Source organism: Macrococcus sp. S115 (assembly GCF_030067655.1).
Lineage (GTDB): Bacteria > Bacillota > Bacilli > Staphylococcales > Staphylococcaceae > Macrococcoides > Macrococcoides psychrotolerans.
Genome location: NZ_JASJES010000004.1, coordinates 131,514 through 152,044, shown reverse-complemented (window position 1 = coordinate 152,044; position 20,531 = coordinate 131,514). Strand labels below are relative to the sequence as shown.

The window sequence follows — 20,531 nt, the reverse complement described above, 5'->3', positions numbered from 1 at the left end:
AGAAAATGAACTATAAACTGATAGTGCTCGATATGGATGATACATTACTATCATCTAAGAACGAAATATTGCCTTCAACGATCAAGGCATTGATAGAGGCACAGAATAATGGTGCTATGGTTGTGCTGGCATCCGGCAGGCCGACAGGTGGCATGATAGATGCAGCAGAAATACTACAGCTGGACACACATCAATCCTATATTATCAGCTATAACGGGGCTGTTGTAACAAGGATGAATGATCGCACAGTTGTAGATGCAACATATGTTCAGCAAGCGCATTTTAGTGAAATTTTACGATTTTTAAGAAAGGAAAATGTAATGGCACTGACATATAAGGACAACACAATTTATTATGAAGGTCAGTCAGCCTACGAACAAGTAGAAGGTGAACTTACAGGTTTAGAAATGATTAAAGTAGACAATCTGCAAACTGTCATTACAGAAGATGTGCCTAAAGTGATGGGCGTCGGAGATATTGAACATATTGAGGTTTTAAACAAGCAGCTGGAAGGAAGTTTTGGTTCTGACATCCACGCTACGACCTCAAAGCCATTCTTCCTTGAATTTATGCATCGTGATGTTTCAAAAGGAAAGGTGTTACAACGTCTGGCGGAGCAGCTTGGAATTCAGCAGTCAGAAATTATTGCATTTGGTGACAGCAATAATGACAAAGATATGCTTGAATTTGCAGGACTGGGCGTGGCGATGGGGAATGCGAATAATACGATTAAAGAAGCTGCAGATGTCATCACACTCAGTCATGATGAGGATGGAATCGCACAAATAATAGAAACATATCTATATAAAAAATGATGCTTCATTGATATGTTGATGATAATGAAGCATCTTGAAAATTATGTAATCTATGGAGTACGAAGCAATGATGTTATAATCTTGATAAATCTAGGGGTCAGAATTTTCTGGCCTCTTTTTTGACAAGCAGCAACAATTATTTTGCTGTATGTGTCCATTCTGAAGCATTGCGATGTCTTTTTGTATGTGCAAATATATTATCAGCAGCATAATCTTCATTTGTATAGACAGTAATATCGTAGAATACCATATCGTCTTCAAACGGCTCATAAAGGTACGTATCCTTTAGATGGTCGAATAATCGGATCATTGCTGTGCGATCTAGTCCTGGATATTCACGTAAAATCTTTTTAATAATCTGGTTATGTTTTTCATAGACACCCTGCACTACAATTACAAATTTTTCATCAGTTTTTAGTACGTCATCAAATAGGTTAATTTGTCCATTACTCATTATCACCACTCCTTTATACATATTATACAAAGAAACCCTATACAATGTATAGGGTTGTTGTCTTATAACGTATGCTTTTCAAGATTGATATCTTCAAGTTTAATGACTTTTGTACGTTTAACTAATTTATAGCTAAAATAAGTTATGATTGCAACGATAATAGGAATATATGATTCAACGACCTTAACATAATTCATCGCCTTAATATCCCCAAATGACTGACCAACTAACAAGAAAATAATGGTACAAATTACGATAATCGGTCCTAATGGGAATAAGGGTGCTTTATATGCAAGTAAAGCGTCGATATCTTTATTTTGTTTTATAATTGCATTTCTTAGACGCATATGACTTATTATACTGATAAGCCATACGATTAGAACAAGCGATCCCACCATGTTTAATAGTTTGAAATAACCTCCTGCATTGATGTTTGCATAGATTAATGTGAGTATAACGAAACCTGTTGTTACTATTAATGCATTAAATGGCATATTATTTTTATTTAGTTTTCCAACAAACCTCGGTGCTTTATTATCCTGACTTAATGATAATAATAGTCTGCTTGTTGCGTACAATCCAGAGTTACCTGCACTAAGCACAGCAGTTAATATCACTGCATTCATTACAGAAGCAGCAAACAGGATACCTACTTTATCGAATACGATAGTAAATGGGCTCATAGACACATCGCTATTCTCATTAATGAGCTGAGGATCTGTATATGGGATAATACAAGCAATAATAAATATAGAACCGATATAGAACAATAAAATTCTCCAGAAGACTTGCTTAATTGCTTTTGGCATAGATTCACTTGGATTCTCAGACTCGCCCGCTGTAACAGCCACGACTTCAGTTCCACCAAATGAGAATCCAGCGACAATTAATACTCCCAGTAATCCGAATATACCATTATGGAAAGGGGCATCACCAACCGTAAAGTTTTTAAATCCAATAGGCTCACCACCAATAATTCCAAAAATAAGTAATAACCCCATGATCAAAAATAAGAAGATGGTTGCTACTTTAATAATACTGAACCAGTATTCAGCTTCTCCGAAAGATTTAACAGAAAATGCATTCAACATGAAAATCAATGCTAGAAAAATAAGACTCCATATAAAAGGATGAATGCCACCGAACATCTCCCAGTAACTTAGGACTTTAGCAGCAGATAATATATCGACACTTGTTACTAAGCTCCAAATAATCCAGTAAAACCAACCAACTGTAAACCCTGCAGCTGGATCAATAAAACGGGTTGCATAAGCATTAAATGCACCAGACACGGGATAAAATGTTGCGAGTTCTCCAAGTGCTGTCATTAAAAAGTAAATCATAATACCGATAACAGCATATGCGACTAATGCACCACCGGGTCCAGCTTGTGCAACAACTGCACCACTTGCCATGAATAATCCTGTACCAATCGAACCTCCGATTGCTATCATTGAAATATGGCGAGTCTTTAAATCTCTATCCATCTTCTTATGTTCCATATAATCACCTATCTTCCTAAAAATATAATCCCTATTGTAAGATAATTAAGAAAATTTATCAAGAAAAAGTTTTAATGCGTTTATGCTTTTAAACGTTAAAGTGTAAATGCGAGTAAAAACTGGACTATGAAAATAAGTGTTGACTCTTCGTAGTCCAGAAAAATTGTTAATAATTATTATTTTGTCTCACGGTGTAAGGTGTATTTTTTTAATCTTGGACAGTATTTCATCAATTCAAGACGCTCAGGATTATTCCTTTTATTTTTCTTCGTGATATAGTTTCTATCGCCACATTCCGTACAAGCTAAAGTAATATTTACTCTCATTTTGTTCACTCCTATAAATTCATTTGTTTTAGTCTAATATGATATCAGGATTTGTTTCTGCTACCGTAAACTGAGGCAGAGGATCATTAAATATTGTCCAGTCCATCTTCATTTCTTCGTCTGTTAATAAACAGTGATCAAGGTCAGATACAATTTGCTGTTGATTCATTTCGATTCCGATAAAAACGATTTCAGTCTGGCGATCACCGAATGCATCCCATCTCTCCTTAAGTGTAGGATCTTCTATCATTTCCAGAGCTATCTCATCCGTACTTAACGTTGCAATCCATTCACCAGCACCTTGAATCTGCATCGAGTTACCTGCCTGGCTGATTAATCCACACATATCATTACGGGATGCCAACCAGAAGAATCCTTTTGAACGTATAACATCTAATGAAAAGTTTTCTAGGAAATGCATAAAACGTTCAGGATGGAAAGGGCGCTTTCTTCTATATACAAATGAGCCGATACCATACGCTTCAGTTTCCGGTGTATGCTCATCGTTTAATTCTTTTAACCATCCGGCACTTTGAGATGCTTTTTCAAAGTCAAATAACTTCGTGTTTAAAATTTTATCCATGTGGATTTTTGAGTGATCTGTCTCATAAATTAGTGCATCCGGGTTTAACTGATGGATTAATGCACGTAGTTCCTTAACATCTTCCTCATGCACTAAATCCGTTTTATTTAATAGAATAACATTTGCAAATTCAATTTGATCAATTAATAAGTCAATGACTTCACGTGTATCATGCTCATCATTTGCCATCTGGCGTTCAAGCAGCGATTCACCTGATGCATAATCATCCCAGAATCTGTTCGCATCAACAACTGTAACCATCGTATCTAACACTGTATTGTCACTTAAGTTTATACCTAGCACTTCATCGTTTAATGTTAACGTTTGAGCTACTGGTAAAGGTTCAGAGATGCCAGTAGATTCAATAACAATATAATCTAATTCTGAAGTTGTAATGAGCTTATTAATTTCAACCAGCAAATCTTCTCGTAACGTGCAACATATACAACCATTTTGTAACTGTATCATCTTTTCATCGGTACGTGACATATTTACTAGGTCAGCATCAACATTAATCTCGCACATGTCATTTACGATGACACCAACGCGTTTGTCTTCGTTATTCATCAATATATGATTAAGCAATGTTGTTTTCCCGCTTCCTAGAAATCCGCTTAATACCGTAATAGGGACTTTCAAATGTATAACCTCCAATTCGTAATCATTACGTTTTAATATGTTATCGCTTTTATGACCATTTGTAAAGTAAAAAATCAAAAAGATAATTCTTCAGATAATCTTGCTTCTATCTATTGCATTTGTAAATAAAGAAGTATAGAATATTAAAACGTAACGATTACGAAATAGGAGATGATGAAATGAAGAAGTATTTTTCACTATTAGTGGTAATGGTAGTGATGCTGTTATCGGCTTGTGGTTCAGCAGATACAGTTCAAAAGGAGGGTAAACTAAAGGTCTATACGACAGTATTTGCATATAAGAGTATTATTGAGCAAATTGGTGGATCGCACGTTGAGGTGCAATCAATTTATCCGAAAGGAATCGATATCCATACTTTTGAGCCTACACAAAAAGATTCTTTACGTGTAGCGAAATCTGATATCTTTATCTATTCAGGTAAAGACTTGGACCCGGTTGGTGCTAAGATTGCTAATATTGCAAAAGATAAAACTAAAGTCGTGTCATTAGTACATGAAATCAAAGAATCTGATTTGCTTGCCAGTGAATCACATAAACATGGTGATGAACATGAACATGGTGATGAACATGAACATGGTGATGAACATGAAGATCATAATCATGGCGTACATGACCCGCATATATGGCTAGACCCAGTGTTTAATAAATCTTTTGCAAAGACGATAAAAGATGAGCTCGTTGCTAAAGATAAAAAGCATAAGATGGCCTATGAAGAGAACTATAACAAGCTGATCAAAGATCTTGATGCCATTGATAACAAGATGAAAGATATTGCGAAGAATAAAAAACATGATACGGTATATATCTCTCATGATTCATTAGGTTATCTTGCACACCGCTATGGATTTATGCAAGAAGGTGTATCTGGTATGAACAATGAAGAACCTTCCCAAAGTGATATTATCAATATGATTAATAATATTGAAAAGTCTAAAGCATCGGTGATTTTATATGAGCAGAATATACCATCCAAAACGACAGATATTATTAAGAATAAAACGAATGCAAAAACGGTAAGGTTTCACAATATGGCTGTATTAACAAAAGACGATAAAGGGAATATTACGTATCAGCAATTAATGGAAGATAATGTCAAAGCTATTGATGAAGCTTTAAATAAATAGGAGGAGCGATATTTTGGCTAAAAAATCAAAAATAGCAAAAGAACTAAAAAGGCAGCAGCTGGTAGAACAATATAGAGAACAAAGAGCAGCGTTGAAAGCTGCTGGAGATTACGTCGGTTTAAGCAAGTTACCAAGAGATTCATCACCTTCAAGACTTACGAACAGATGTCATATTACAGGAAGACCGCGAGGCGTTTATCGTAAATTCGGACTTTCTCGTATCGCACTAAGAGAACTTGCGCATAAAGGACAGCTACCTGGTATAAAAAAATCGAGCTGGTAGTACATGCTTAATTAGAAAGGTTAAGGCCATAAAAAGTCTTAGCCTTATTTTTATGTTATAATTTTTATTATGTCATATGTTTGATATAATAAAATGAAATTATGATCTAGGAGTAAATCATGAAAGAAAAAATAACTGCATCACTTTTAATCACGACTGAAGATAAAATATTGATTCAAGACAATGGCAACAAGCGAATGAAATTACCAGGTGTCGTAAAAAAAGGTCAATATACAATTAAACAGACTGCTGAGCAATTTGCGCGTAAGTTAAATAAAGAAATCAAAGTAGGAGGTATCTTGTTTGTTGTTGAGGAGAAAAAGCCGTTTAAAGGATTGATTTTTGAGACGATGGTTAATGATACTGCTTTTGTTTTCAATACACGCAATCAATCTGAATTTAAAGTAAGACATCCATATGCGTGGCTTGATTTTGATTACCTCGATCAGCTTGATATCGCTGATGAATTAAAACAGCTGATTATATCCAATCAAGTGATAAAATCAAGTGTGCCCTTAATCAATCTACATTAGGAGATATTATGAAAAGTTACTGGTTAAATTTTGCTGTTACTGATGTTGAACGTGCTCTAAACTTTTATCGTAATATCGGATTTGAAATCATTGATGAACGAAGTAACAATGAAACATTAGGTGCCTTTAAAATTGGTGATAATACGATATGTATATTTAAGCAGGATATACTTGAGCAGTTTATGCAGACACCATTAAAAGGTTACGCTGATCACCCTGAGATTATCATTTCCTTTGATCTGCCTGAAAAACACAATGTCGATGAGTTATATGAACGTATTGTTCAGTCGGGCGGAAATGCAGTAAGTAAGCCTACGGTAAAAAATGGTTATTATGGGTTTATATTCACGGATCTTGATGGTCATTATTTCAATGTGATGGTAATGTGAGGTAATTTATGTATAAGAAAATTGTAATATTAATTTTTACCGCAAGTATTCTGCTGTTATATTTTCTTCCTTCGATACACGGAAGGGGACAGATTAATCTCTATGTCCGCCTGCTGCTTTATGTTCTTACACTTCTTGGTTTATACATGAGTATGCTGATTGGACATATAAAGATGCGAATGCTCTATACTGGATTATTTGTATTGTTGACGGCAATAATATTGTTTATGCATACCTTTAATATATGGATATAATAGACTTTGATAACGGTTAAATACGATTAAAAAGAAGAGAAGATGACAGGGAATATTAATTTCTCGTCATCCTCTCTTCTTTTTAATGTGCCAGCATTTCTTCTTGTATTTCTCTAGCAGATAGGTCATCAGGATAGTATGTTGGCCAGTTTTCAAGTTCTTTTAGGAGTGCTTTACGATCATCCCCCATATAGATATGGAAATGAAGTGCACGTTCAGGAGCGATGATATGATCGCTGAACTGCACATAGTTGGGTGCCTCATTATCTCCATATACTTTTTTGAATATGTATCTAACGCCGCGATTTCCTTTTTCATAAGTCAGAATCTCTTTGCCATCATATTCATACTTAGCACGATGTTTTTTATTTTGTTTTGTAAAGATGATGTCTTTTTCACCAATTTTGATATGGGCGACATCAGTCTCGTATCCTTTATTATAGTATTCCTTTACTTCTTTCTTCGACTTATTCTGATCTTCCGCTTTATGTTCGAATACTTTATCAAGAGATCCATCTTTTAAGAAGGGATACACAGACTGCCAGTCACCTTCCCAGTCTGTTAACCGCCTGTCTTTTACAGCGTCATCTTCAAAATACCCTTCGTAGATTTTTTTGTCTGAATCTGTCAGATGATGTTCATGTTTGTGACTATGTACCTGTTTGTCTTTATGATGTTCAATCTTCTGTTCTTTTTTTACAGCTGCTTTATCTTCAGTGGTGTCACTACATCCAGTGAGCAATATAGCAAGTGAGACAGTTGTACCGATAATCAATTGTGTTTTCATATGTATTCTCCAATCGTAATTATTACGATTTAAATATTACTTCAACCCACATGATTCGTCAATGGTAAATTTTAAATTTATGGTAGAATGAATTTAAATATATTGAAAGAGGAATTTGTCTATATGAAACTAACTTTGATTTTTAGCTATGTACTGCTATTATTTGTCTTAAGATATGGATTCCAAATATTGAATGATCAAGTAACGCTTCTACTACTGATTGGTGGATTAGCATTATTCGGATTTTCAAACAGAAAAAAATAGAGCAGGGTGAAGGCTTCCAGCTCTATTTAGTAGTTATCCAGAACATCTGTATCTTTTGGCATAAATAAGGCGAGTAGGATATAGATTGTAAATGTAGGTATATTCGCTGTAAAAAATGAGACTAAAATGAATGTGATTCGAACTACTTTAGAATCAATATTAAAATATTCACTAATACCACCAAGAACTCCAGCAACATAGCGATCAGTTGTTGACCTTGTAAGACGTTTTTTCATTATCTATCACTCCTTTTTTTAAATATAGCAAATAGATGTAGATTATTCCAATGATATACTAAAATGTTTAACATATAGTATTATGGGTATAGTAAAGATAGATTATTTAAGGGGATAGTAACATGGAAACAACAGAGAAGAAAAATGAAAAAGATATACTTGAACAAGTTAAAACGATATTAGGCAAGTAGGATCCAATTGATAAATAATATTACAACACCCGAGCCAGTTAGAAAAGTTTTATTCTAACTGGCTCGGGTGTTGTGATATTGGTATTAAAAATTATATACATGTAGCAAAACGTATGGCCTAATATTAAAATTCTCTGAATAGACCTACAACTTTACCAAGAACAGTGACTGAATCAAGGTAAAGCGGTTCCATTGTCAGATTCTCGGGTTGTAGACGGTAACGATTATTTTCTTTGAAAAAGCGTTTAACTGTCGCTTCATCTTCATCTGTCATCGCAACGATAATATCTCCATTTTCTGCGATGGACTGTCTTCTTACAATTACTTTATCTCTATCAAGAATGCCCGCTTCAATCATACTTTCCCCAACGACTTCTAAAATAAATATGTCACTGTTATGGCTAGAAGTGAAGTGTGCAGGTAATGGAAAGTATTCTTCAACATTTTCGATTGCAGTAATCGGGACCCCTGCAGTAACCTTTCCGATAACCGGTACATGAATTGTAGCCTCAGAATAATCTTGTGAATTTTCACCGTGTATAATCTCAATGGCACGGGGCTTCGTTGGATCTCGTTTAATATAGCCTTTTTCCTCGAGACGAGAAAGGTGGCCGTGCACAGTCGAACTTGAGGCAAGTCCGACAGCTTCTCCAATCTCTCTTACACTCGGTGGATATCCTTTAGTTGATACAATATGTTTTAAATAATCATATATCTCTTCTTGTCTTTTAGTGAGTTCTCTCATTTTAAACACTCCTTATATGTGGTGTTACACGTATTATAGCATACACGTTCGCATGTAACAAACATTTGTTCGTATTTTTATTGACATAGAACACACGTTCTGATAAAGTGTGAATACAAACAAATGTTCTAGGAGGAATTTGATATGACCGTTAGAATTTCTAAGGAATTTATACTATATTGTATCTTGTTTTTAATGATTACGCTTTTTTCGGTACTTTATATAGAACAATCGCAAGCTATTTATTATAATGAAGCACCTGGATTTACCGAACAGATAGGAGAACAAGACAATGGCAGATTACCGCATTCCGATTCTTATCATGATCCTGTTTCCAATGGTGAGGTACTTGGTGTTGTAAATTAATTAAAATATTTAATGTATTATGAGTGTAGCCAGTTGGTTTCACTCGTTTTTTTTGGTATCTTTATAATGAAAGGAATGAGAGTTATGCTAGATGAAAATAAGATGAAGAGAATTAATGAACTAGCTCAGAAGAAAAAGACAGCAGGTCTTACGGAGGAAGAAGGTAAAGAACAGACTTTATTACGTAAAGAATATTTACAGTCCTTCAGACAGTCTTTCAAGAAAACGATTGAGAACACGACCGTCATAGACCCTGAAGGTAATGATGTAACACCTGACAAGGTGAAAGACATTCAAAGATTAAATAATATCAGAAAATAAATTTTGTAGATGGGAGCATTTATATGTTTAATGAAAAAGATCAATTGGCAGTAGATAGTATTAGAGCTTTAAGTATCGATCAGATTGAGGAAGCGAATTCGGGCCATCCGGGGTTACCTATGGGTGCGGCACCTATGGCTTACACTTTATGGACACGTCATCTTAATTTCAATCCGTCATCACATCATTTCTTCGATAGAGATCGATTTGTACTATCAGCAGGACACGGTTCGGCTTTGTTATACTCATTGCTGCATGTTTCTGGTGGACTAGAAATAGAGGAACTTAAGCAGTTTAGACAATGGGACTCTAAAACTCCGGGACATCCAGAATACCGTCATACTAAAGGTGTAGAAATCACAACAGGGCCACTAGGGCAAGGATTTGCGATGAGTGTCGGTATGGCGATGGCAGAAAAACATCTTGCTGCAACTTTCAATCAGCAGTCAGATATTATTGATCATTATACGTATGCATTAGTTTCAGATGGAGACTTGATGGAAGGTATATCACACGAAGCTGCAAGTCTTGCAGGTCACTTAAAACTTAATAAATTAATTGCTTTATATGATTCGAATGATATCTCTTTAGATGGAGAGCTGAATAAAGCGTTCTCTGAAGATGTTAAAGGGCGTTTCGAAAGCTATGGCTGGGAACATATTTTAGTGTCCGATGGTAATGATATGGAAGCCATTGATAAAGCTATTTCAGTAGCGAAATCAAGTGATAGACCTACGATCATTGAAGTTAAGACAATTATTGGTTATGGTTCTCCGAATAAGCAAGGAACGAATGGCATCCACGGGGCTCCATTAGGAGGAGATGAGCGTAAGCTTGTATTTGAAGCATACGGTTTAGAGGCAGATAAGAAATTCCATGTAGATCCAGCCGTTTATGAAATATTCCAGCAGACGATGCTAAAACGTGCAAATGAAAAAGAGCAGTTATGGAATGAGAAATTTGCGCAATTAGAAAAAGAAAATGCTGAACTAGCACAACAGCTTAGACAAGCGATAGCTGGTGAATTAAATTCTGACTATGCGGAGGCTTTACCGGTATATGAGGCTGGTACATCAGCTGCTACCCGTGCAACGAGTGGTGATATGATCCAGGCAATCGCAAAAACAGTTCCTTCATTCTTTGGGGGATCTGCAGATTTAGCATCTTCTAATAAATCAAATGTTAAAGATACAGAAGACTTTTCGGCTGAAACGCCTGAAGGAAAGAATATCTGGTTTGGTGTCAGAGAGTTTGCAATGGGTGCTGCTTTAAATGGTATGGCTGCTCACGGTGGGCTTAAAGTATACGGTGCGACATTCTTTGTGTTTAGTGACTATTTGAAGCCGGCAGTAAGATTATCAGCGTTAATGGGCTTACCAGTCACATATGTATTTACACATGACTCAATAGCAGTTGGTGAAGATGGGCCGACACATGAACCAATCGAGCAGCTGGCTGGTTTACGAGCGATTCCTAACTTAAATGTGATTCGTCCGGCCGATGGTAATGAAAGCCGTGCCGCCTGGAAAATTGCGCTTGAATCAACTGATGCACCGACTGCACTTGTCCTTACGCGTCAGAACTTAACTGCGATTGATATTGAACAGGACAAACTAGAAGCGGGAGTTGCACGTGGTGGTTATGTTGTATATCAGTCTGAGCATCCGGAGATATTAATAGTCGCAACTGGTTCGGAAGTGAATTTAGCGATTGATGCAGCAAAAGTGTTAGAAAAACAAGGTAAAGGTGTTCAAGTGGTATCAATGCCGAACACTCAAAAATTTGATGCACAAGATAAATCATACAAAGAAGAAGTATTACCATCTTCAATTAAGCAGCGTGTTGCAATTGAAATGGCTGCTTCTGATAGTTGGTACAAATACGTTGGTCTGGATGGACTTGTAATTGGTATTGATAAATTTGGTGCAAGTGCACCTGGAGAATTAGTTATGGAGAAATATGGATTTACTGTAGAAAATGTTGTAAATAACATTTTGAATATGAAGTAAATAAAAGGCTGTATATCAGCCTTTTATTATTTATAGAAAACATATTGAAAAAAAAGTTTGTTTTTAGTAAAATTTTAATGGTATAAGAAAGTGGGTGAACAAATGGCTACTTGGATTTGGATATTGATTGTACTACTTGCATTAGCAGCAGGTGCTGCTTTAGGATTCTTCCTGGCAAGAAAATATATGATGGATTACTTGAAGAAAAATCCACCGATCAATGAAGAAATGCTTCGTATGATGATGATGCAAATGGGTCAGAAACCATCTCAAAAGAAAATTAATCAAATGATGCAGATGATGAATAGAAATATGAATCAAAATCTTAAATAAATAAAGGTCTTTAATGAGACGCCAAGACCCGTGAATGATTGTATGAATCACTCACGGGTCTTAATGTTTTAATTTTTAAAATCATTTATTGGACTGGTTCTGTAGATTCAGCAGGAAGAGTTTCAGCAGAATCTGTTGTCTCAGGTTCAGCTATTTCTTCAGTAACAGGAATATCAGTTGCTTGTTCTGTTGGTGGTTCCTGAGTAACTGGCTGCTGTTCAGCAGGATATGTCTGTTCAGGAAGTGGTTCTACAGGTGCTTCTTGTATTGGTGCTTCAATAACCGGTGCTTCTGTAGCCGCTTCTTCAGAAGATTCGATTGCTGGTGCTTCTGTTGATGGGCTTTCAGTCGCTGGTGCTTCAGTTGTAGGTACTTCTGTAGTAACGGTTTCGGAATCAACCGCTGTTTCAGTAGATTTTACGCGTTCTTTGACAGCTGTAATTTTTTTCTCTGCTTTTTCAGTTAATTTATTATCAGGCTTTATTTTATGGTGCTGTATTATTTCATTAGAAGGTTCATCACTAACTGAAGTAGTAATCTCTGGTGGACTCTCTCTATTACAGGCTGTAAGACTAATCAGACCCAGCATAATGCTAATTGACACTATCGGTTTTTTCATTGAACTTCCTCCTCGTTATTTATTTAAATATATCATATTTTATTCAATTATTATTTATTTTTTATCAACTTTTTGTCACATTTAATTCATAAAAATCATCTTAATTTGAAGTGAATATTTGCTAAAATAGAATGGAATGGAGGTTTTTTTTGATGAATGATATTACGATAGCGGTTGCATTTGGTGCAGGTTTATTAAGCTTTGTGTCTCCATGTGTATTACCGATATATCCAGCATTCTTATCCTATATCACCGGTGTTGGTTATAATGATCTGCAAGATTCGAAGTTGAATCGAAATGCACTGTTACATACGATATTCTTTTTACTAGGTTTTTCAGTCGTCTATATTTCTCTAGGTGTCGGTATCGGGATATTTTCGGACTTTTTACTGTCATATGACAATACAATACGTATGCTCGGTGGATTGCTCTGCATTATATTCGGATTGATCATTTTAGGTATCTTTAATCCTAAACTATTGATGAAAGACCATAAATTCGAATTTAAAAATAAACCAGCAGGATTTTTAGGGTCGTTTTTAGTAGGTATTGCATTTGCTGCTGGCTGGACGCCTTGTATGGGTCCGATTATTGGTGTAATTTTTTCTATGGCAGCTGTAAATCAATCACTCGCGCTTATATATATGATTATGTATGTATTAGGATTTTGTATTCCTTTTTTCCTGCTGACATTCTTTATCACTAAAATTAATGTACTAAAGAAATATAGTCAGTTGTTAACTAAAGTTGGAGGGGTTATAATGATAATCATGGGCTTATTGCTATTCTTTGATAAGCTGACGGTTATCAATCAGTACTTTAGTTGAAAGTAGGTTAAATCATGTATTTTATCGTTTCTATGCTTGTTGCATTATTTATGGGTATGGCTGTTATTGTTGTCAGGATGAAAGCACAGAATTATCCGACGAATGTTAAGAAGATTATTTTACCGCCATTTTTTATGTCTACAGGTGCACTTATGTACATATTTCCCTATTTTAGATTGACAACTATGGAGATAATAGAAGCTGTAGTTGTAGGGATGTTTTTTTCCATATTTTTAATTTTTACATCAAATTTTGAAGTGAAAGACCAGCAGATATATATGAAACGATCTAGATTATTTCCTTTGATTCTCATATCTCTTCTTGTCATCCGCTCAGCAATGAAATTTTTCCTGAGCAGTTCAATACATCCGGGTCAACTAGCAGGAATGTTCTTCCTGCTAGCCTTCAGTATGATAGTCCCGTGGCGTATTGTGATGTATAGAAAGTATATGAAAATTGCGCGTACAATAAATAACAGCAGTGAGCATTAGCTCACTGCTGTTATTTTTTTGCGATTTCAGAATGCTCGAAGATTGAGAACTTCTGCTTTTCGTCATCAGCATATTTAAAATAATGCTCATATGGCGTATAGTCAATATTCAATTGATTGAGTTTTTTCTTCATAAAAGGATGATCGCGTTTTGGAGTCGCAATGATATATCCCCTTAAAATATGATCAAGTTCAATATCTTCTGCACCTTCATCAAGTGCAATCTTCGAAATTCGTCCGGCGATTCTTTCCTTAGCAACTTGTCTGAACAAATCTGGTACAGGGCTGACAAGTTCATTCAGAAGGTTGCGTGCATCGTCATTCCATAACGGAAGGGCTTTATTGATATAGTATTCCTGCCAGTCCAGTTCACTTTTACCATCGTCTTTCGGCAGCCTCTTTAGAAACTTTCTGAACATAAAGAACCCACCGATAGTAAGCAACCCCATAAAGAGTATTGTCCATAAAAAAATTAAAATAATAAACCATTCATTCACGTCATCACCTCATCACATATTATATAGAACTGAAAATGTAATGTCTATCTAATAAAGATATGACGATATATATAGCGTAAAGGAGGTGAAACAATGATAAAGGATGTTATTCTCGAGCTTGCTTTTGTTAAAGAAGTTACAGAAGAAGGTAAATCTATTATGAAAACACGTAGATTCAATCAGGTCGTTCTGAACATCACAGATGAAGAAGCGCGTGCTTTTGCGCTATTAGTTTCAAGACTTACTGGTGAGGTTTATGTATCTGTGAATAAGATTGAAAAGAAAGAAATATAAAAATTTAAGAAAGGAGAGATAAGATGAAAACACTTCAGCTTAATTTTGTTACAGAAATCGGAAAGAATTATACGATGTCAATCATAAGACCTAAAGAAGGGGTGACATCTGAAGAGGTATTACAAGTAATGGAATCTTTGATCAGTCAAAATTATATCACGACAAATTCAGGTGCATTAAAAGCGATTAAATCTGCAAAACTAATTGATCGTACGGAACAGATTTTATTTGAAAATAAATAATAATGATCTCCCTGTCATTATCAGCACATCTCAGCAATGAGATGTGTTTTTTAGTATAATGATGTATGAGGTGAGCACATGAAAATCATGCATTTAGGGGACTTGCATATTGGCAAGACAATTAATCAGCAGAATTTATTAGAAGAGCAATCGATATTATTGAATAGGCTGGTTCAAGATATCAGGGAAGCGTCAATTGATGTATTAGTGATTGCTGGAGATATCTATGATCGTTCAATCCCTTCCAGGGAGGCAATGAAGGTGTTTGAAACCTTTATCTATGAAGTGAACCAGGTGCAGAAAATTCCTGTACTGCTGATCAGTGGTAATCATGATAGCGCAGAACGTCTTGGCTATGGTAAGGCTTGGTATAAAGGGCATGAGATGCATATCGGCACTACAATTGATGATGCTTTGAATCCGGTTTCGATCGATGGAGTTGACTTTTATCTTGTCCCTTACGTAGAACCGGTTGTTGCACGACACTACTTTGAAGACGATAGTATTCGCACGCATCATGATACATATAAGAGAATCATTGAACAAATTGAACAGCGTATCGATAAAGGCAGAATAAACATTTTAGTAAGCCATCTATTTGTTACAGGAGGTATGACAACTGAGTCCGAAAGAGAAATCATCGTAGGTACAATAGAGAATGTCTCGCTCAAGCTTTTTGATGCATTCGATTATGTAATGCTCGGACATCTTCATACACCTGACGCAATACGTGATGAAAAAGTGTTCTATAGTGGAAGTATCATGAAATATTCGTTCGATGAAGTGCATCAAAGAAAGGGTTACAGAATTTTTGATCTTAAAAAGCAGCAGGTTAGTTTTATTACATTGTCACCCCCGAGAGATCTGGAATATGCTACTGGAACGTTTGGAGATGCAATTAAAATGAAGTTAGCTGTAGATAGGAATTCATATTTAAAGCTTGAGTTAAGTGACATGGAGCATATCAATGATCCGATGTTCAAGCTTAAGCAAGTATATCCGTATCTATTAGAATTAAAGCCAATGATAAACAATAGGGATATTCATTATAAACAAAGAGAAGTACAGCAGCTCTCACATCTGGAACTTGTCAAACAGTTTTATTTAGATATGACGGATAGTGAGATGGATGAAACGCAGACGTTATTAATAGAACAGCTTATTAATGAAAGTAGGTTAATGGATGAGACCGATTAAGTTAGAGATTCAGCATTTTGGACCATTTAAAAATGAAACGATTGACTTTAAGCAGCTGAATAACCATACACTTTTTCTTATTAGTGGTAAGACAGGTTCAGGAAAGACTACCATTTTTGATGCGATGATGTATGCCCTTTATGGCACGGCGTCCACTTCTTCCAGAAATCATAAGGCGATGAGAAATAAACACGCATACGATGAAGAAGAGACGATGATTAAATTTCAATTTTCCATCAAGGATAAACAATATTTAATTATTCGCAATTTACCACACATAAAGGCAGGGAATAAGACGCCGATCACATCTAAATTAGAAGTTTATGAAATCCATGACAATGAGAAGCGCTTAATCAGTACCAATAAAAAGACCGAGACAAACCAGCTGATTGTAGATATCGTCAAGCTGCAGGCAGATCAGTTTAGACAAATCCTTATACTGCCGCAAGGGGAATTTAAAAATTTTCTTGTATCAGATAGCGAAAGTAAGAATGAGATATTAAGAACACTGTTCGATACGAAGCATCTTGAGCTGATGGTCAAGCGATTAAAGGAGAATGTTGATGATAAAATCGATGCTATAAGAATGAAGGAAAAAGAGATTGAATTCCATATACAGCAGCTCGGTGTCGGGTTTCCGCCATATATGGTTACTTACGACGAACAGATCCGTACAGCTAACTTGTATTACGAAGCGTTACAAAAGGTCTTTTCACAGAACATATCAGAATTAAATGATAAATCAAATGAACTGAAGCTTAAAGGAGACGCCTTGAAAGCGGCGGAGATATTAAATAATAATATACAATCTGTCAAGCAGCATAAACATCAGCTAGCAATGTTATATGAACAGCGTGAAGAAATAGAGAATACACAAAAAACGGTTCAGCAACTCGTGCAGTTCGAATCCTACCTTTCCTGTATCAGTCAGCTGGAGAAATTGAAGAAAGATGATGCGCATTTAAGCGTGCAAAAAAAGGATGAAGAACAACAGATTAGTGAAAATAAGGATAAGCTTCAGCAACTGAAAAGTGCATTAAACGAAGTTATGCAAGATGATGAAGAAATGAAGCGGCTCAATCATCAATTAATAGAACAGGAAAGATTTGTCGATGAAAAATACCATGGTCTAGAAGAAGATGTCAATACGCTAAATGAACTGAAAAATGAAACGACAGCATTGAGCGATAAGCTATCAAGTACACATCAAGCAAATGAGACCATTCAAAGTTCCCTAGAAGCGTTGATTCAAGAAAAGACAAAATTATATGAAGAAAAGGTGAAGCTTCAGAATCATATTCGTGATAATGAAACGATTATCTCATTGATCAACGAATATGATTCACATTATAAAGCATTGCAAGCGATTAAAGAAAATCAGGACATGCTAACAGAAGAACTATTGTCATGTGAATCACTTATCGAACGTTTTAATTTCGGAGATGATCTGCTGGATATTGATGCAGTGGACTCTATTCGTGCACAATTGAAAATAGGTCAAAATTGTCCGGTGTGTAATCATATCGTCACCGAGAAAACGGATGGTGTTCATCATGAATACCATAACCTTGTACAAAGAAGGATGACGTTGTCACGTGAACAAGAGGCCAATGCAACTAAGATAGAGTGGATTGAAGCGTTGATGAAGGCAGTCACCGATAAGTTACTTGCATATGAGCAGTTTAAAGTTACTTATAAACATGAAGATATGCAAAATACTGGTGAACTGCTTATTCATGAACAAGAGATGTTAACGCAGAAACTTGAAACGCTCAATGACCATTTAAATCATATCGATCACGAGTACGAGGACCTGAGTAATGAACTTAAAAATAACAAAGCCTCCATTATCTCCTTAAAAGACGTTATCGATGCAAATGAGAAAAAGATCAATGAACGCAATGGTAAAAAAGAGCGATATCATACATTTGTATCATTCACAGGGTTTAAGAATTATGATGATTTCAAGGCTCAGTTTGATGAGAAAAGGGATCTCTATGAAAATTATGATAAGCATCTGAATCATCTAAACGAAACGATTGCCTCTTGTTCAGAACTCATCCGATCAAAAGAGAATATCGTGGATAAATATAATACCCATCTTATCTATAACGAAAAATTATTAAGCCAATTAGAATCAACAAAAAACTCATTTCATATATCGGATAAAATAGTGGATGAATATATGGACAAAGATATAGAGCAAGAACTAGAAACGTTGCAGAGTGCTGTTGAAAGTTATTATAAAGATATTCATTTTCATGAAAATACGATAAAGACCTTAGAGGATTTGATTGGCGGAAAAAAAGCCCCTGATATTGAAAAGCTGTCAAATGAATATGCTGAGCTATCGTCTAAAGCGAAAGCGTTTGAACAAGCAATCAATGATGAGCGTAGTCAGTTAAAGCTGATGAACAATATTATAATGCAGCTGGAAGTAGTACATAAAAGTTATGTCAAGCAGATGGAGGATATAGGTTCTGAGATCAGACTTTTCGAAGTACTGAACGGAAAGAATACTTTAAAACTATCAATCGAAAATTATGTGCTCGTATACTATCTGGAACAAATACTTCTGTTAGCTAATGAAAGGTTACTTCAGATGACCCATAACCGATACAAGCTCGTAAGGAAAAAGGAGGTTCACTCCAGAAAAAAAAGTGGGCTTGAAATTGAAGTCTTCGATTATCACACAAATAATGTGAGGGATATTACAACGCTTTCTGGAGGTGAAACATTTATCGCCTCTTTATCATTAGCGCTAGGCTTAAGTGATTACGTCATGCAGATTTCAGGTGGAATCAATCTGGAGTCGGTGTTCATTGATGAAGGTTTCGGAAGTTTAGATAGTGATACGCTTGAGACAGCAATTGAAGTTCTGATCGAACTCCAGCAGACCGGAAAACTGATCGGTATAATTAGTCATGTACAATCGCTCCAGGAAAATATGCCTGCGATATTAAAGGTTAGAACTGACGGTTTTAATAGTGATACAGAATTTCAGTTGAAGTAATTGTAACAACTATGTCAAATTTATATGAAGTATGGACTTTTAATTGATAGTCAGTTTGCTATAGTATTATATGAATACATAAGGAGGTCACTATGAAGCAGTTAAATATTTTCTTAATATTATTTTTAGCATTAATAATATCAGCGTGCAGTAATTCAAGATTAGAACCAAAGTCTTTATATGGCAATACAATGACTGAGTTCAGTGGAACGGATGAAACCGGTAAGTCAATTTCAAATAAAGATCTTAAAGGAAAGGTCTGGCTAGTGGATTTTATCTTTACTAACTGTGAAACAGTCTGTCCACCCATGACTTATAATATGAGTCAGGTTGTCGATCAGCTTGAGAAGGATGGCGTCAGTCATGATGATTATGGCATCATCAGCTTTAGTGTCGATCCTAAGAAAGATACGCCAAAGAAACTTAGTGACTATATCAATCAGCATAATCCTCCAAAAGGGATTTGGAAAGCTGTGACACAGTATGATGAGAAGTTTATCAGACAGTTTGCAGAAGAGAACTTCAAAACTATCGTCGTTCCACCTACAGCCAATAACTCACAGGCTACACATGGTACATCGTTTTATCTTGTTGATCAGAATGGGATGATAATAAAAGATTATGCGGGAAAAGATACTGGAGATAAAAAATTTCCGAAGTCAGAAATTGTGGAAGACGTTAAAACGATGATCGAAGAAGGACCGTATAAAAAATAAAAAAACTTCACCATGATGGTGAAGTTTTTTATTTGGAGCGTAATAAGTCTCTGATTTCAGTTAATAACACTGTATTCTCTTCGACTGCTTCTTCAACTTCTTCAACGTCGCTTTTACGCGTAATCTTATTGATAAGTTTAATAAACAAGAAGATTGCACCTGCAACGATTAAGAAATCGATGATTGATTGAATGAAGACACCGTATTTGATTCCTTTATAAGCCCAGCTTGATGCAAAATCTGTATTTCCAAAAATAAGACCAATGACCGGCATAATTACATCAGCCACTAATGAAGAAACAATTTTACCAAATGCACCCCCAATAACAACTGCGACAGCTAAATCAAGTACATTTCCTTTTACAGCAAACTCTTTGAATTCTTTTAATATAGACATGTATAGTCACCTCCTACTATATTTAGTTTACATTGTAACATTTTAAAAATCAATTCATTTTCAT

At 35.5% G+C, this 20,531-nt stretch carries 27 protein-coding genes; 17 read left to right on the top strand and 10 right to left on the bottom strand.

The features are described 5' to 3' along the window. Positions 1-5: 5 nt before the first annotated feature. Positions 6-815, top strand: coding sequence for a Cof-type HAD-IIB family hydrolase (locus QNJ52_RS06915; protein WP_219494726.1), 810 nt, complete (start codon positions 6-8; stop codon positions 813-815). Positions 816-951: 136 nt separating this feature from the next. Here QNJ52_RS06915 and QNJ52_RS06910 read toward each other — a convergent pair whose 3' ends face one another. The 4 genes from QNJ52_RS06910 to QNJ52_RS06895 all read right to left on the bottom strand — a co-directional run bounded on the left by QNJ52_RS06910 (position 952) and on the right by QNJ52_RS06895 (position 4,319). Beyond that, positions 952-1,269, bottom strand: coding sequence for a hypothetical protein (locus QNJ52_RS06910; RefSeq protein WP_219494727.1), 318 nt, complete (start codon positions 1,267-1,269; stop codon positions 952-954). 62 nt (positions 1,270-1,331) lie between these two features. Next, a complete protein-coding gene (locus tag QNJ52_RS06905) occupies positions 1,332-2,771 on the bottom strand; it encodes an amino acid permease (protein ID WP_219494728.1) in 1,440 nt (479 codons plus the stop codon). 176 nt (positions 2,772-2,947) lie between these two features. Further along, on the bottom strand, positions 2,948-3,097 hold the full coding sequence (rpmG, locus tag QNJ52_RS06900; RefSeq protein ID WP_283722175.1) for a 50S ribosomal protein L33: 150 nt from the start codon (positions 3,095-3,097) through the stop codon (positions 2,948-2,950). A 28-nt stretch (positions 3,098-3,125) separates the two neighbouring features. Then, positions 3,126-4,319: a GTP-binding protein gene (locus QNJ52_RS06895; protein WP_283722174.1), complete on the bottom strand. Its 1,194-nt coding sequence runs from the start codon at positions 4,317-4,319 to the stop codon at positions 3,126-3,128. Positions 4,320-4,498: 179 nt separating this feature from the next. Here QNJ52_RS06895 and QNJ52_RS06890 point away from each other — a divergent pair, with 179 nt between their 5' ends. The 4 genes from QNJ52_RS06890 to QNJ52_RS06875 all read left to right on the top strand — a co-directional run bounded on the left by QNJ52_RS06890 (position 4,499) and on the right by QNJ52_RS06875 (position 6,669). Next, positions 4,499-5,464 carry a metal ABC transporter solute-binding protein, Zn/Mn family gene (locus QNJ52_RS06890; protein WP_283722173.1) on the top strand — a complete coding sequence of 322 codons (966 nt, stop codon included), beginning with the start codon at positions 4,499-4,501 and terminating at the stop codon, positions 5,462-5,464. A gap of 13 nt (positions 5,465-5,477) precedes the next feature. Next, positions 5,478-5,747 (top strand): 30S ribosomal protein S14, encoded by a 270-nt coding sequence (gene rpsN / locus QNJ52_RS06885; RefSeq protein ID WP_041635978.1) that lies wholly within the window; start codon positions 5,478-5,480, stop codon positions 5,745-5,747. 119 nt (positions 5,748-5,866) lie between these two features. After that, positions 5,867-6,280, top strand: a complete 414-nt coding sequence (locus tag QNJ52_RS06880; protein WP_219494733.1) for a hypothetical protein — start codon at positions 5,867-5,869, stop codon at positions 6,278-6,280. Positions 6,281-6,288: 8 nt separating this feature from the next. After that, positions 6,289-6,669 carry a VOC family protein gene (locus QNJ52_RS06875; protein WP_219494734.1) on the top strand — a complete coding sequence of 127 codons (381 nt, stop codon included), beginning with the start codon at positions 6,289-6,291 and terminating at the stop codon, positions 6,667-6,669. A 336-nt stretch (positions 6,670-7,005) separates the two neighbouring features. On the opposite strand, the gene QNJ52_RS06870 is transcribed toward QNJ52_RS06875, so the two are convergent. Beyond that, the gene (locus QNJ52_RS06870; protein ID WP_219494735.1) at positions 7,006-7,710 is read right to left on the bottom strand and encodes a ZinT family metal-binding protein; all 705 of its coding nucleotides are present in this window, start codon (positions 7,708-7,710) and stop codon (positions 7,006-7,008) included. A gap of 123 nt (positions 7,711-7,833) precedes the next feature. On the opposite strand from QNJ52_RS06870, the gene QNJ52_RS06865 reads away from it, so the two are divergent. Then, positions 7,834-7,974, top strand: coding sequence for a hypothetical protein (locus QNJ52_RS06865; protein ID WP_219494736.1), 141 nt, complete (start codon positions 7,834-7,836; stop codon positions 7,972-7,974). A 26-nt stretch (positions 7,975-8,000) separates the two neighbouring features. On the opposite strand, the gene QNJ52_RS06860 is transcribed toward QNJ52_RS06865, so the two are convergent. Together QNJ52_RS06860 and lexA are read right to left on the bottom strand one after the other, a co-directional pair. After that, positions 8,001-8,210, bottom strand: coding sequence for a PspC domain-containing protein (locus QNJ52_RS06860; RefSeq protein ID WP_219494737.1), 210 nt, complete (start codon positions 8,208-8,210; stop codon positions 8,001-8,003). Between the two features lie 315 nt (positions 8,211-8,525). Next, a complete protein-coding gene (lexA, locus tag QNJ52_RS06855) occupies positions 8,526-9,146 on the bottom strand; it encodes a transcriptional repressor LexA (protein WP_219494738.1) in 621 nt (206 codons plus the stop codon). 144 nt (positions 9,147-9,290) lie between these two features. Here lexA and QNJ52_RS06850 point away from each other — a divergent pair, with 144 nt between their 5' ends. The 4 genes from QNJ52_RS06850 to QNJ52_RS06835 all read left to right on the top strand — a co-directional run bounded on the left by QNJ52_RS06850 (position 9,291) and on the right by QNJ52_RS06835 (position 12,175). Further along, positions 9,291-9,512 (top strand): hypothetical protein, encoded by a 222-nt coding sequence (locus QNJ52_RS06850; protein WP_219494739.1) that lies wholly within the window; start codon positions 9,291-9,293, stop codon positions 9,510-9,512. An 84-nt stretch (positions 9,513-9,596) separates the two neighbouring features. Next, entirely contained in the window at positions 9,597-9,833 is a 237-nt protein-coding gene (locus QNJ52_RS06845; RefSeq protein WP_219494740.1) for a DUF896 domain-containing protein, read from the top strand. A gap of 23 nt (positions 9,834-9,856) precedes the next feature. Continuing rightward, positions 9,857-11,842 carry a transketolase gene (tkt, locus tag QNJ52_RS06840; protein ID WP_219494741.1) on the top strand — a complete coding sequence of 662 codons (1,986 nt, stop codon included), beginning with the start codon at positions 9,857-9,859 and terminating at the stop codon, positions 11,840-11,842. 102 nt (positions 11,843-11,944) lie between these two features. Continuing rightward, positions 11,945-12,175 carry a YneF family protein gene (locus QNJ52_RS06835; protein WP_041635981.1) on the top strand — a complete coding sequence of 77 codons (231 nt, stop codon included), beginning with the start codon at positions 11,945-11,947 and terminating at the stop codon, positions 12,173-12,175. An 85-nt stretch (positions 12,176-12,260) separates the two neighbouring features. On the opposite strand, the gene QNJ52_RS06830 is transcribed toward QNJ52_RS06835, so the two are convergent. Then, entirely contained in the window at positions 12,261-12,794 is a 534-nt protein-coding gene (locus QNJ52_RS06830; protein WP_219494742.1) for a hypothetical protein, read from the bottom strand. 152 nt (positions 12,795-12,946) lie between these two features. On the opposite strand from QNJ52_RS06830, the gene QNJ52_RS06825 reads away from it, so the two are divergent. Beyond that, the gene (locus tag QNJ52_RS06825; RefSeq protein ID WP_147404560.1) at positions 12,947-13,621 is read left to right on the top strand and encodes a cytochrome c biogenesis CcdA family protein; all 675 of its coding nucleotides are present in this window, start codon (positions 12,947-12,949) and stop codon (positions 13,619-13,621) included. 11 nt (positions 13,622-13,632) lie between these two features. Then, entirely contained in the window at positions 13,633-14,112 is a 480-nt protein-coding gene (locus QNJ52_RS06820) for a CcdC family protein (RefSeq protein WP_283722180.1), read from the top strand. Between the two features lie 10 nt (positions 14,113-14,122). Here QNJ52_RS06820 and QNJ52_RS06815 read toward each other — a convergent pair whose 3' ends face one another. After that, positions 14,123-14,608 carry a DUF2621 domain-containing protein gene (locus QNJ52_RS06815; RefSeq protein ID WP_012656908.1) on the bottom strand — a complete coding sequence of 162 codons (486 nt, stop codon included), beginning with the start codon at positions 14,606-14,608 and terminating at the stop codon, positions 14,123-14,125. Between the two features lie 93 nt (positions 14,609-14,701). Between QNJ52_RS06815 and QNJ52_RS06810 the strand changes: the two genes are divergently transcribed. The 5 genes from QNJ52_RS06810 to QNJ52_RS06790 all read left to right on the top strand — a co-directional run bounded on the left by QNJ52_RS06810 (position 14,702) and on the right by QNJ52_RS06790 (position 20,070). Next, on the top strand, positions 14,702-14,902 hold the full coding sequence (locus QNJ52_RS06810) for a DUF1659 domain-containing protein (RefSeq protein ID WP_041635982.1): 201 nt from the start codon (positions 14,702-14,704) through the stop codon (positions 14,900-14,902). 23 nt (positions 14,903-14,925) lie between these two features. Further along, the gene (locus tag QNJ52_RS06805; RefSeq protein ID WP_120786749.1) at positions 14,926-15,144 is read left to right on the top strand and encodes a DUF2922 domain-containing protein; all 219 of its coding nucleotides are present in this window, start codon (positions 14,926-14,928) and stop codon (positions 15,142-15,144) included. 78 nt (positions 15,145-15,222) lie between these two features. Then, the gene (locus QNJ52_RS06800) at positions 15,223-16,341 is read left to right on the top strand and encodes an exonuclease SbcCD subunit D (RefSeq protein ID WP_219494743.1); all 1,119 of its coding nucleotides are present in this window, start codon (positions 15,223-15,225) and stop codon (positions 16,339-16,341) included. Further along, a complete protein-coding gene (locus QNJ52_RS06795; protein ID WP_219494744.1) occupies positions 16,328-19,354 on the top strand; it encodes an AAA family ATPase in 3,027 nt (1,008 codons plus the stop codon). The genes QNJ52_RS06800 and QNJ52_RS06795 overlap by 14 nt, the downstream gene beginning before the upstream one ends. 92 nt (positions 19,355-19,446) lie before the next feature. Next, positions 19,447-20,070, top strand: a complete 624-nt coding sequence (locus QNJ52_RS06790; protein ID WP_219494745.1) for an SCO family protein — start codon at positions 19,447-19,449, stop codon at positions 20,068-20,070. Between the two features lie 28 nt (positions 20,071-20,098). Here QNJ52_RS06790 and mscL read toward each other — a convergent pair whose 3' ends face one another. After that, positions 20,099-20,461, bottom strand: coding sequence for a large conductance mechanosensitive channel protein MscL (gene mscL / locus QNJ52_RS06785; protein WP_219494826.1), 363 nt, complete (start codon positions 20,459-20,461; stop codon positions 20,099-20,101). Positions 20,462-20,531 lie beyond the last annotated feature (70 nt).